This is a genomic window from Cellulomonas pasadenensis, from assembly GCF_047229365.1.
Taxonomy (GTDB): domain Bacteria; phylum Actinomycetota; class Actinomycetes; order Actinomycetales; family Cellulomonadaceae; genus Cellulomonas.
The window spans coordinates 25875-37216 of the sequence record NZ_JBFTEP010000023.1 but is presented as its reverse complement, the minus strand read 5'-3'; the positions used below and the strand labels follow the sequence as shown (position 1 = coordinate 37216).

The following is an 11342-nucleotide window of genomic DNA, read 5'->3' as shown; positions in this document are numbered from 1 at the left end:
GGGTGTGGCGTGCGCCGCGGCGGCTGGCGGGCCCGGGTCCGGCCCCTCGGCCGCCGCTCCCTCGCCCGCCGGCGTGCCCCTCCGCACGGCGTCCACCCGGCGACCGTAGCGCGGGGGTGCCGGGCCCCGGGAGTGCCGGAGGTCACGGTCCGGATCGGTGACCCCCGGCACGTCCGCGCGGCACCCGGCCGTCCCTAGCGTCGAGGACGTCGCACCGGCACCCGCACGGGGTGGGCGGGCGGACGAGGGAAGGGGCCGGCCGTGGGCGCGGTGCTGGAGCTGGAGGGCGTGCACAAGGAGTACGCGGGCGTCCCGGCGCTCGACGGGCTCGACCTGCGGGTCGAGGAGGGGGAGCTGGTCGCGGTGCTCGGGCCCAACGGCGCGGGCAAGACGACGACGTTCGAGGTGCTGCTGGGGCTCGTGCGACCGACGCGGGGGAGCGTCCGGGTGCTCGGCGGGCGACCGGGGGCGCGGCGGGGGCGGGTCGGCGCGATGCTGCAGGGCGCCGGTCTGCCGGACCAGGTCACCGTGCGCGAGCTCGTCGGGCTCGTGGGCCGCGCGTACCCGCGGGCGTACCCGACCGACGACGTGCTGGCGCGCACCGCGCTGACCCGGCACGCCGACAAGGTCGTCACGGCCCTGTCCGGCGGCGAGCGCCAGCGGCTGCTGCTGGCGACGGCGCTGGTCGGCGCGCCCGACCTGCTGCTGCTCGACGAGCCGACGGCCGCGATGGACGTGGCGTCCCGCCGCGCCTTCTGGGACCGGGCCCGCGAGAGCGTCGCCGACGGCGCGACCGTCGTGTTCGCCACGCACGACCTGCTCGAGGCGCAGGGCGTCGCGGACCGCGTCGTCGTCGTCGCCGACGGCCGGGTGCGCGCCGACGCCACCCCCGACGCCCTCACCCACCACGGGCGGGACGACCTCGAGGAGGTCTTCCTCACCCTCACGCAGGAGCGCACGAGCGCCGGACCGGACGGAGAGGACCGATGACCACCACCGCACGCACGACCCCGGGCTCGCCGCGGCCCGGCACGCAGCACGCCGGCACGCGTCGCACCGGGGGCGTCACCGGGCTGCTGGCCCGGACCGTCGTCGTCGGCCTGCGCTCGTCGTTCCGCGACGCGGAGTTCGCGGTCGGTGCCGTGGCCGTGCCGGTGCTGCTCTACGCGATGTTCGGGCTGCCGAACGCGTCGTCGACCCTGCCTGGCGGCACCCGGATCGGGCTGGCGATGCTCGTCTCCCTCACCGCCTACGGGGTCGTCTCGCTCGCGCTCTTCACGTTCGGGGAGAACGTCGCCAAGGACCGCGGCCGCGGGTGGCTCCGCACGCTGCGGGCGACGCCGTTCCCGACGGGCGTGTACCTGTCCGGGACGTCGCTCACCGCGGCGGTGCACGCCGTGCTCATCGTGCTCAGCACGGGGCTGCTCGCCGCGACCGCCGGCGGGGTCCGGCTCGACGCGGGCCGGTGGCTGGCGTTCGGGGCGTTCATGACCGCCGGGGTGCTGCTGTTCAGCACGCTGGGTTTCGCGATCGCGTTCCTGGCGCGGCCGCGGGCAGCGACGGTCGTCGCGAACCTGCTGTTCCTGCCGCTGGCGTTCGCGTCCGGGTTCTTCATGCCGCTGTCCGAGCTGCCCGCCGTGATGAGCGACGTCGCGCCGTACCTGCCGACGTTCCACTTCGGCCAGCTCGCGTACGGGCTCGTCATGCCGGCGGACGACGTCGTGGCGTTCACCGGGGCGGCGACGCAGCCGGTGGCGGTGCACCTGGCCTGGGTGCTGGGTAGCGCGGTGCTGCTCGGGGTCGTCGCGGTGCTCGCCGCGCGCCGGGAGGCGGTCACCCGCCGCGCGTGACCGCCCGCTCGCCGGACCGGCGGTCGCCCGGTCAGGCAGACGGGCGGCCCGCCACCCGGTCGAGCAGCAGCACCGCGATGTCGGCGACCTCGGGCACGCCGGGGCGGGCGACCGCCGGCCCCGGCGCCGTGGTCCCGCGCGGGTCGCCCGCGGCCGGGGCCGCGGCCGGCGCGCCCGCGTCGGCCGCCCGGGCCGTGGCCGCGACGCCGTCGCTCAGCATGACCGTGCAGAACGGGCAGGCGGTCGCGATCGCGTCCGCGCCGGTGGCGACCGCCTCGGCCGCGCGCACGGTGCCGATCCGCTCGCCGAGGCTCTCCTCCATCCACATCCGGGCACCGCCGGCGCCGCAGCAGAACGACGTGTCCTCGCGGCGCGGCATCTCCGCGAGCGTCATGCCGGGGATCGCGGCGACGAGGTCGCGCGGCGGCGCGTACACCTGGTTGTGCCGGCCCAGGTAGCAGGGGTCGTGGTAGGTCACGGTCGCGCCCGTGCCGTCGTCCCCGGTGCCGGGGGCGAAGCGGAGCCGCCCCTCGCCGACGAGCCGGTCGAGCAGCTGGGTGTGGTGGACGACGTCGAACCGGCCGCCCATCGCGGGGTACTCGCGCGAGAGGGTGTTGAAGCAGTGCGCGCACGTGACGACGACGCGCTGCGCGCCGGCCTCGGTGAGCGTCTCGACGTTCTGGCTCGCGAGCATCTGGTAGAGCAGCTCGTTGCCGGCGCGGCGGGCGGGGTCGCCGGTGCAGGTCTCGCCGTCGCCGAGCACCGCGAACGAGACGCCCGCGACGTGCAGCAGCTCCGCCACCGCGCGGGTCGTCCGCTTCGCGCGGTCCTCGAACGCGCCGGCGCACCCCACCCAGAACAGGTAGTCGACCTCCGCGGCCGACTCGACGTCGACGCCGACCACGGGGACGTCGAACGGCAGGCCCTTCGCCCAGTCGAGCCGCTGCCGCGCCGGCAGGCCCCACGGGTTCCCGCGCCGCTCCAGCTTGGTGAACGTGCCGCCGAGCTCCGCGGGGAACGCCGACTCCATGAGCACCTGGTACCGCCGGATGTCGACGAGGGTGTCGACGTGCTCGATGTCGACCGGGCACTGCTGCACGCAGGCGCCGCAGGTCGTGCAGGACCACAGGACGTCGGGGTCGATGACGCCCGCGCCGACGAGGTCGACGCCGAGGTGGGGGTCGGCCGCCGCCTCGGGTGCGGCCCCCGCCGCGCGCGCCGCGGTCACGTAGGGCGCGGTCGCCGCGGCGTGGTCGCGCAGCGCGGTCATGACGAGCTTGGGGTTGAGCGGCTTGCCGGTGGCCCACGCGGGGCACTGCTCCTGGCAGCGGCCGCACTCGGTGCACGTCGACGTGTCGAGCAGCTGCTTCCACGTGAGGTCCTCGACGGCGCCCGCGCCCAGGCGGACGTCGTCGGGCAGGTCCTCGGCGGCGGTGAGGTCGAGCGGCTCCCCGTCGGGACCGCGCAGCGGCGCGAGCGGGCCGAGCGCCGGCGCGCCGTCCGGCTCGCGGCGCGCGTACACGTTGACCACGGCGAGGAACCGGTGCCACGCGATGCCGGCCGTCGGCGAGAGCCCGACGAACACGAACCAGCCCATCGAGACGAGGATCTTCACGGTCGCGACCACGAGCACCGCCGCCTCGAGCGTCGCCGCCGGCGTCCCCGTCCACGCCGCGCCGAACCACGCGGTCAGCGGGAAGTGCAGGGCCGTCGCCCACGGCTCGCGGTCCTGCACGCCGAGCGCGTACTCGAGGCCGCGCAGCACCAGCACCGCGAGCACGACGAGCCAGATCGTCGCCTCGACGACGTACGCCCAGCGCATGTTCGACCGGAAGAAGCGCGACCGCCGCTGCTGCTCCGTCGCGGGCTGCGGCACGCCGCCGGCGTGCGCCACGGCCGCGTCGCCCGCCTCGGCCCCCGTCGTCACCGGCACCGCGGGGCGCGGCCGCGCGCGTAGCCGGACCGACGTCAGGTAGGCGATGCCCACGAGACCCAGCCACGCGAACGCCTCGACCGCCCACTCGAGCGGCGGCCAGTGCCCGAGCACCGGCAGCCCGTAGCGCGGGTCCGCCAGCTGCCCGTACCCCGTCAGCAGCGTGACGACCAGGACCGGGAACGACACCATGACGACCCAGTGCGCGGCCCGCACGGCCGGTCGCTGCCGGAAGCGCCCGTGCCCGACCACCTCGCGCACCAGCGTGCGCAGCCGCACGCCCACCGGCCCCGACCGCCCGGGCGCGGCACGCCCGGTGCGCACCGTCCGCACGATCACCACGACGCCGCGCACGAACGCGGCGATGCCGACGACGGTGGCGACCGACGCCAGCAGGACGCACACCAGCTGCAGGGGGCTCACCCGGCTCACGCTAACGGCCGCCGACGACGGGGGACCCGGCCGTCCGGCCCAGGTGCACGGGTGCCGCGTCCCGCAGGGCTGTGGGCGGCTCGACGGCGCGACGGGCGGCCCGCACGACCGCTCCACCCGCCCACAGCCCGCGCGACGGCGACCTCGTCCACCGGCATCCCGGCGCCCGCTTGCCGACGCCACGGGTGCGCGCAGCATGGACGGCATGGACACCTTCGTCATCCCCGTCACGTTCCCCGACCTCGACACGGCCAAGCGGGACGGGGACACGTTCCTCGATCGGCTGCGCACCGCCGGCCTCACCGCCGAGATGCCGGACGGCCTGCACGACGACGGCGAGGAGGGCGCGGGTCGTCCTGACCCCGGCCCGACGACGATCGAGCTGCGTGTGCGCGCCGCGGACGCCGACGAGGCCCGACGGCAGGTCGAGACGGTCATGGACGGCCAGTTCCCGCCCGGCATGGTCCTGCTGGGCGACCCGATCGAGGTCTGACACGCGCCGCCGCAGCGGCGTGCCGTCGCCCTCGACCGTGCCGGGTCGGCATGGTGCCGTGGCGGGTCGCCGTCGGCGTCACGACGAGTGCTCGACGATCGCTTGGTAGAGTGGTGACGTCCCCCTTGCCCATCTCGACGACGCTCCCGCGTCGCCGTGCATGGCCGCACCTTCGACACCCGGCCGCCGGCTCCCCACGGACGGCCCCGGGGCGCGCGCCTCCCGACGCCGCCCCGGCCGGGCCACATCGCACCACCCCGACCACCGCCCCCGACCAGGACGGAGAGCCGGACGTTGCTGCTGCTGCTGACCGTGCACCTCGCAGCGGCCCTCGTCGCGCCCGCGCTCGTCTCCTGGCTGGGACGCAAGGCGTTCCTGCTGCTGGCCCTCGTGCCGGCGTCCGCCGCCGCCTGGGCGCTGGCGCAGACCGCCGCCGTGCGCGACGGCCGCGGCGCCGTCGAGGTGGTCGAGTGGATCCCGACGCTCGGGCTCGAGCTCGCGTTCCGTCTCGACACGCTGTCGTGGCTGATGACGGTCGTCGTGGGCGGTGTCGGGGCGCTGGTCCTCGTGTACTGCTCGGCGTACTTCAAGTCGACGGCGTCGGGTCTCGGTCGCTTCGCGGGCGTGTTCACGGCCTTCGCGGGCTCGATGCTCGGGCTGGTCACGGCCGACGACATGCTGCTGCTGTTCGTGTTCTGGGAGCTGACGACGGTGACGTCGTACCTGCTCATCGGCCACTACGCGGACCGCAAGGCGAGCCGCCGGGCGGCGATGCAGGCGATCGTCGTGACCACCGCGGGCGGCCTGGCGATGCTCGTCGGCGTGGTGCTGCTCGGCGAGCAGGCCGGCACGTACTCGCTCTCCGGGCTGCTGGCCGACCCGCCGCGCGAGGGCGGGCTCGTCGTGGCCGCGGTCGCGTGCCTGCTGGCCGGCGCCGTCACGAAGTCGGCGCTCATCCCGTTCCACTTCTGGCTGCCGGCCGCGATGGCCGCGCCCACGCCGGTCAGCGCGTACCTGCACGCCGCGGCGATGGTGAAGGCCGGTGTGTACCTCGTGGCGCGCTTCGCCCCCGCGTACGCCGACCAGCCCGTGTGGCAGTGGTCGGTCGTGCTGCTGGGCGGCGGCACGCTGCTCGTCGGCGGCTACCGCGCGCTGCGGCAGCACGACCTCAAGCTGGTACTCGCGTTCGGCACGGTGAGCCAGCTCGGCCTCATCGTGCTGCTCGTCGGGCAGGGCACGCAGGGCGCGGCGCTCGCCGGCCTCGCCATGCTCGGTGCGCACGCCATGTTCAAGGCCGCGCTGTTCCTCGTCGTCGGCGTCGTCGACGCCGCGTGCGGCACGCGCGACCTGCGCCGTCTGTCCGGCGTCGGGCGGGAGCTGCCGTGGACGGCCGCCGCCGGCGCGCTCGCCACCGCGTCGATGATCGGCCTGCCGCCCTTCGCCGGGTACGTCGCCAAGGAGGCCGGGCTCGAGGCGCTGCTGCACGCGGAGGGCGACCCGCTCGGCTGGGTCGTGCTCGGTGCGGTGGTCGTGGGCTCCGCCCTCACCGTCGCGTACGGGCTCCGGCTGTGGTGGGGCGCGTTCGCGACCAAGCCCGCGGTGCTCACCAAGGCGCAGACGGACGACGGCGCGGGCGGCACGACGACGACGTCGCTCGCCGACGGGGGGCACGAGTCGTCGACGCCGGCGCAGATCACGCACCCCTCGATGCTGCTGGTGTGGCCCGCGCTCGTGCTGGCGGTGCTGGGCGTGCTCGTCGCGCTGCTGCCGGGGCTCGGGGAGGAGCTGCTGCTGCCGCACGCGTCGACGTACCCGCACGGCGAGCCGGGGCACCTCGTGCTCTGGGCCGGGATCACACCGGCCTTCTGGCTCACCGTGGGCATCCTCGGGGTCGGTGCGCTGCTGTTCGTCGCGCGCGACCGCGTCGAGCGGTGGCAGCAGCGGGTGCCGGCGGTGGTCGAGGCGGACCGCGTCTACCGCCGCTCGATGCGCCGCCTCGACGACCTCGCGGCCGACGTCACGGCGCTCACGCAGCGCGGCTCGCTGCCGGTCTACCTCGGCATCATCCTCGTCACGTGGGTGGTGGCCGTGGGGGCGACCCTGGTGTCGGGGACGTCGTGGCCGGACGCCGTGCGCCCGTGGGACTACGCCGCGCAGGCCGTGTTCGCCGCGGTGGTCATCACGTCGGCGGTCCTCACCGCGCGCGCCCGCCGCCGCCTCAAGGCCGTCATCCTGCTCGGTGTCGGCGGCTACGCCGTCGCCGGCCTGTTCCTGCTGCACGGCGCGCCGGACCTCGCACTCACGCAGGTGCTCGTCGAGACGGTCACCCTCGTCGTCTTCGTGCTCGTGCTGCGCCGCCTGCCCCCGTACTTCTCCGACCGCCCCCTCGCGGTGTCCCGGTACGTGCGGCTCGCGCTCGGCCTCGCGGTCGGCCTGACGGTCGCCGGCATCGCGCTGGTCGCCCCGTCGGCGCGCGTGCACGCACCCGTGTCCGAGGACTTCGCCGCGGAGGCGTACGAGTTCGGCGGCGGCAAGAACATCGTCAACGTGACGCTCGTCGACATCCGCGCCTGGGACACGATGGGCGAGATCTCGGTGCTGCTCGTCGCGGCGACCGGCGTCGCGTCGCTCGTCTTCCTCTCGGCACGGTCCGGGCGCATCTTCCGTGAGCGGGACGCGCCCGCCGACCGCGCGGTGTGGGGCGGCCTGCCCGACCCGATGGCCGCGCTGCGCCGCCCGGCGGCGTCGGTGGCGTCGCCCGAGGCCGCCGAGCCGAGCCCGCCGGGCACGCCCGGTCGTGCCGTCGGCACGGGGTCGCGGGCACGGGAGTGGCTGCGCGCGGGCCGGACGCTCGCGCCCCAGCGCCGCTCGGTGATCTTCGAGGTCGTCGTGCGCCTGCTGTTCCACACGATGATCGTGTACTCGGTGTACCTGCTGTTCAGCGGGCACAACCAGCCCGGCGGCGGGTTCGCCGCGGGCCTGGTCACGGGCATCGCGCTCGCCGTGCGGTACCTCGCGGGCGGACGCTACGAGCTCGGCGAGGCCGCGCCCGTGCAGCCGGGCGTGCTCCTGGGCCTCGGCCTGTTCCTCTCGGCCGGCGTCGGCCTGGGCGCGCTCGTGTTCGGCGGCACCGTGCTGCAGTCGTGGATCCTGGAGTTCTCGCTGCCCGTGTGGGGCGAGGTCAAGCTCGTGACCAGCCTGTTCTTCGACATCGGCGTGTACCTGGTCGTCGTCGGCCTGGTCCTGGACATCCTGCGCAGCCTCGGTGCCGAGATCGACCGGCGCGCCGAGTCGGGCGAGGACGACGTGGCCGGCGACGTCGTCGGCGGTGACGACCTCACGCGCCTCGACGCCGGCGAGTCGGTCGCCGACCGTGCCGCGGAGGCCGCCGTGCCCCGCGGGGCGCAGGGCGGCACGGAGGTGGTCCCGTGATCGACATGAGCCCGAACCTCGTGCTCGTCGTGACGATCGCGGCGCTGTTCACCGCGGGCGTGTACCTGGTGCTCGAGCGGAGCCTCACCCGCGTGCTGCTGGGCGTGGTGCTGCTCGGCAACGGCACGAACCTGCTCATCCTCGTCGCCGGGGGCGCCGCGGGGGGCCCGCCCCTCATCGGCGTCACGCCCGAGGGCGAGATGTCGGACCCGCTGCCGCAGGCGCTCGTCCTCACGGCGATCGTCATCACGCTCGGCCTCACGGCGTTCCTGCTGGCGATGGCGTACCGGTCGTGGCAGCTGCACCGCCACGACGAGGTGCAGGACGACGTCGAGGACCGACGCATCGCCCGGCTCGCCGCGCGCGACGAACGCGCCTTCGAGGACGCGGACACCGAGGGCGACGGCGAGTCGCTCGACGAGGAGGCCGCGAGCACGCGGGACGAGACGGACGAGGGCGGCCCGGGCACGGCCTCGGGCGTCGACCACGGCTCCCGGCACGAGGAGGGGGCGCACCCCGACGACGACGGACGCGGACGCACGGAGGAGGTGACGCGATGACGGGCGACTGGAGCTGGCTCGTCCCGCTGCCCGTGGTGCTGCCGCTCTCCGGCGCGGGGCTCACGCTGGCGCTCGCGCGCCGGCCGCGCCTGCAGCGGATCGTCACGGTCGCCGTGCTGTCGCTCGTGCTGGCGGTGTCGGCCGGCCTGCTCGTGCTCGCCGACGGCGGTCCCGTGGTGGTCGACGTCGGCGGGTGGGCCGCCCCCGTCGGCATCGACCTCGTCGTCGACCGCCTCTCGGCGCTCATGCTCACGGTGTCGTCCGCGGTGACGCTCTGCGTCCTGCTCTACTCGCTCGCGCAGGGGCAGCAGGACGGCGAGGGCCAGGCGCCGATCTCGATCTACCACCCGACGTACCTGGTGCTGTCGGCGGGCGTCGCGAACGCGTTCCTCTCGGGCGACCTGTTCAACATCTACGTCGGCTTCGAGATCCTGCTGGCGGCGTCGTACGTGCTCATCACGCTGAGCGGCACGGGCGAGCGCATCCGCGCGGGCACGGTCTACGTGGTCGTCGCGATCCTGTCCTCGCTGCTCTTCCTCGTCGCGATCGGCGGCATCTACGCCGCGACCGGCACGGTGAACCTGGCGCAGCTCGCGATCCGCCTGCCGGAGATCGACCCCGGCGTCCGGCTCGTGCTGCAGGTCCTGCTGCTGCTCGCGTTCGGCATCAAGGCCGCCGTGTTCCCGCTCTCGGCGTGGCTGCCGGACTCGTACCCGACCGCGCCCGCGCCCGTCACCGCGGTGTTCGCGGGCCTGCTCACCAAGGTCGGCGTCTACGCGATCATCCGCACGCAGAGCCTGCTGTTCCCGGAGGGCCGGGTCGACGACGTCCTGCTGTGGCTGGCGCTCGCCACGATGGTCGTCGGCATCCTGGGGGCGGTCGCGCAGGACGACGTCAAGCGCCTGCTCTCGTTCACGCTCGTCAGCCACATCGGGTACATGGTGTTCGGCATCGCGCTCGGCACCGAGACCGGCTGGACCGCGGCGATCTACTACGTCGTCCACCACATCACCGTGCAGACGGCGCTGTTCCTCGTCGTCGGGCTCGTCGAGCGGTACGGCGGGACGACGTCGCTCGACCGGCTCGGCGGGCTCGCGAAGCTCGCGCCCGTGCTGGCGGTCCTGTTCTTCGTGCCGGCGATGAACCTCGCGGGGATCCCGCCCATGTCGGGCTTCCTCGGCAAGGTGGGCCTCATCGAGGCCGGCGTGGAGGTCGGCACGCCGCTGGCGTACGCGCTGGTCGTGGGGTCCGTCGTGACGTCGCTGCTGACGCTGTACGCGCTGGTCAAGGCGTGGAACAAGGCGTTCTGGCAGACGCCGCCGGAGGAGCTGCCGGGCGCCACGATGCCCGCGTCGATGATCGTCCCCGCGGGCGCGCTCGTCGGCGTCAGCCTCGCGCTCACCGTCGTCGCGGGGCCGCTGTACGCCTACACCGAGCGGGCCGCGACGACGCTCATCGACCGGACCCCGTACATCGAGGCGGTCCTGCCGGACGGCCTGCGCGGCGAGGGCGAGTCGGCCGACGTCGCCGAGACCGACGACGAGTCCGGGTCCGACGCCGCCGTGGAGGTCGAGCCGTGAGCCTGCACCCCCGCCGCGCCTCGCTCCGCACCCAGTGGCCCACCGTCCTGTGGCTCACCGTCGTCTGGGTGCTGCTGTGGGGCGACGCGCGCCCGGGCAACATCGTGAACGGCGTGCTGCTCGGCGTGCTCGTCACCGCCGGCCTGCGCATGACGCCGATCGACTTCCACGGGCGCGTGCGGCCCCGCGCGCTGGCCGTGCTCGTCGGCCGGTTCCTCGCCGACCTGGTGCGCGCGTCGTTCGAGGTCAGCCTCGTGGCGCTGCGCCCCCGCGGCACGCCGCGCGGCGCCGTCATCTGCGTGCAGCTGCGCAGCCACTCCGACCTCTACCTGACACTGACCGGTGAGCTCGTCTCGCTCGTGCCCGGCTCGCTCATCGTCGAGGCGCACCGCCTCACCGGCCGGCTCTACGTCCACGTGCTGGACGTCGAGACGTCCGGCGGCGTCGAGGCCGCGCGCCAGTCGGTCCTCGACCAGGAGGAGCGGATCCTGCGGGCGCTCGCGTCGGACGCCGAGCTCGCCGAGGCGGGCCTCACCCCGGGCGGCGCCCGCCGGCGGCCCGCACCGACGGAGGTGACGCGATGACGGCGATCGACGTGACGGTCGTCGTGTGCGCCGTCCTGCTGACGGTGGGCGCCGGCTTCGCGGTCGTCCGGGCCGAGAAGGGTCCGTCGATGCTCGACCGCACGGTCGCGCTCGACATCGTCGTCACCGCCACGGTCGCGGCGGTCGCCCTGTACGCGGCCGTCCAGCGCCGCGCCGACGTCGTGCCCGTGCTCGTCGTCCTGTCGCTCGTCGGCTTCGTCGGCTCGGTGACGATCGCGCGGTTCGCCTCCGTCGAGCCCGAGGGCGAGGGGCGCGTGCGCACCCGCGAGGAGGTCGCCGCCGAGGAGGCCGAACGCCGCCGGCGCGAGGTCGAGGAGGAGGAGGCGCGTCGCCGCAGGCACGTGCCGGAGAGCACGGCGGACACCGTCGAGGACGCGCCGGACGCCGAGCACCACGGCGGCGGCGCCGAGGACGAGGTCCGATGACCGCACGCACGCACGTACGCACGACGCACGGG

At 75.2% G+C, this 11342-nt stretch carries 9 protein-coding genes; 8 read left to right on the top strand and 1 reads right to left on the bottom strand.

The genetic code is table 11. From position 1 onward, the window contains the following. Positions 1 to 261 precede the first annotated feature (261 nt). Both AB6N23_RS05395 and AB6N23_RS05390 read left to right on the top strand, forming a co-directional pair. Positions 262 to 990 (top strand): ABC transporter ATP-binding protein, encoded by a 729-nt coding sequence (locus AB6N23_RS05395; RefSeq protein ID WP_412865067.1) that lies wholly within the window; start codon positions 262 to 264, stop codon positions 988 to 990. Continuing rightward, a complete protein-coding gene (locus AB6N23_RS05390; protein ID WP_412865066.1) occupies positions 987 to 1850 on the top strand; it encodes an ABC transporter permease in 864 nt (287 codons plus the stop codon). Before AB6N23_RS05395 ends, AB6N23_RS05390 begins: the two co-directional genes overlap by 4 nt. A gap of 31 nt (positions 1851 to 1881) precedes the next feature. Here the strand turns inward: AB6N23_RS05390 and AB6N23_RS05385 are convergent, their stop codons facing one another. Continuing rightward, positions 1882 to 4206, bottom strand: coding sequence for a (Fe-S)-binding protein (locus AB6N23_RS05385; RefSeq protein ID WP_412865065.1), 2325 nt, complete (start codon positions 4204 to 4206; stop codon positions 1882 to 1884). Positions 4207 to 4420: 214 nt separating this feature from the next. On the opposite strand from AB6N23_RS05385, the gene AB6N23_RS05380 reads away from it, so the two are divergent. The 6 genes from AB6N23_RS05380 (at position 4421) to AB6N23_RS05355 (ending at position 11310) form a co-directional block, all read left to right on the top strand. Then, positions 4421 to 4708: a hypothetical protein gene (locus tag AB6N23_RS05380; protein WP_412865064.1), complete on the top strand. Its 288-nt coding sequence runs from the start codon at positions 4421 to 4423 to the stop codon at positions 4706 to 4708. A gap of 294 nt (positions 4709 to 5002) precedes the next feature. Next, on the top strand, positions 5003 to 8140 hold the full coding sequence (locus AB6N23_RS05375) for a Na+/H+ antiporter subunit A (RefSeq protein ID WP_412865063.1): 3138 nt from the start codon (positions 5003 to 5005) through the stop codon (positions 8138 to 8140). Between the two features lie 5 nt (positions 8141 to 8145). Next, positions 8146 to 8700 (top strand): Na(+)/H(+) antiporter subunit C, encoded by a 555-nt coding sequence (locus tag AB6N23_RS05370; RefSeq protein ID WP_412865070.1) that lies wholly within the window; start codon positions 8146 to 8148, stop codon positions 8698 to 8700. Continuing rightward, positions 8697 to 10280, top strand: coding sequence for a Na+/H+ antiporter subunit D (locus tag AB6N23_RS05365; protein ID WP_412865062.1), 1584 nt, complete (start codon positions 8697 to 8699; stop codon positions 10278 to 10280). Before AB6N23_RS05370 ends, AB6N23_RS05365 begins: the two co-directional genes overlap by 4 nt. Then, on the top strand, positions 10277 to 10864 hold the full coding sequence (locus tag AB6N23_RS05360; RefSeq protein ID WP_412865061.1) for a Na+/H+ antiporter subunit E: 588 nt from the start codon (positions 10277 to 10279) through the stop codon (positions 10862 to 10864). Before AB6N23_RS05365 ends, AB6N23_RS05360 begins: the two co-directional genes overlap by 4 nt. Continuing rightward, complete coding sequence (locus AB6N23_RS05355) at positions 10861 to 11310, top strand: MrpF/PhaF family protein (RefSeq protein WP_412865060.1); 450 nt, start codon at positions 10861 to 10863, stop codon at positions 11308 to 11310. Before AB6N23_RS05360 ends, AB6N23_RS05355 begins: the two co-directional genes overlap by 4 nt. Positions 11311 to 11342: the final 32 nt, after the last annotated feature.

Bases quoted from the DNA above. Each gene is read 5' to 3' on its own strand.
- AB6N23_RS05390 (WP_412865066.1), top strand. From the start codon at position 987: ATGACCACCACCGCACGCACGACCCCGGGCTCGCCGCGGCCCGGCACG.
- AB6N23_RS05380 (WP_412865064.1), top strand. From the start codon at position 4,421: ATGGACACCTTCGTCATCCCCGTCACGTTCCCCGACCTCGACACGGCC.
- AB6N23_RS05365 (WP_412865062.1), top strand. From the start codon at position 8,697: ATGACGGGCGACTGGAGCTGGCTCGTCCCGCTGCCCGTGGTGCTGCCG.
- AB6N23_RS05370 (WP_412865070.1), top strand. From the start codon at position 8,146: ATGAGCCCGAACCTCGTGCTCGTCGTGACGATCGCGGCGCTGTTCACC.
- AB6N23_RS05355 (WP_412865060.1), top strand. From the start codon at position 10,861: ATGACGGCGATCGACGTGACGGTCGTCGTGTGCGCCGTCCTGCTGACG.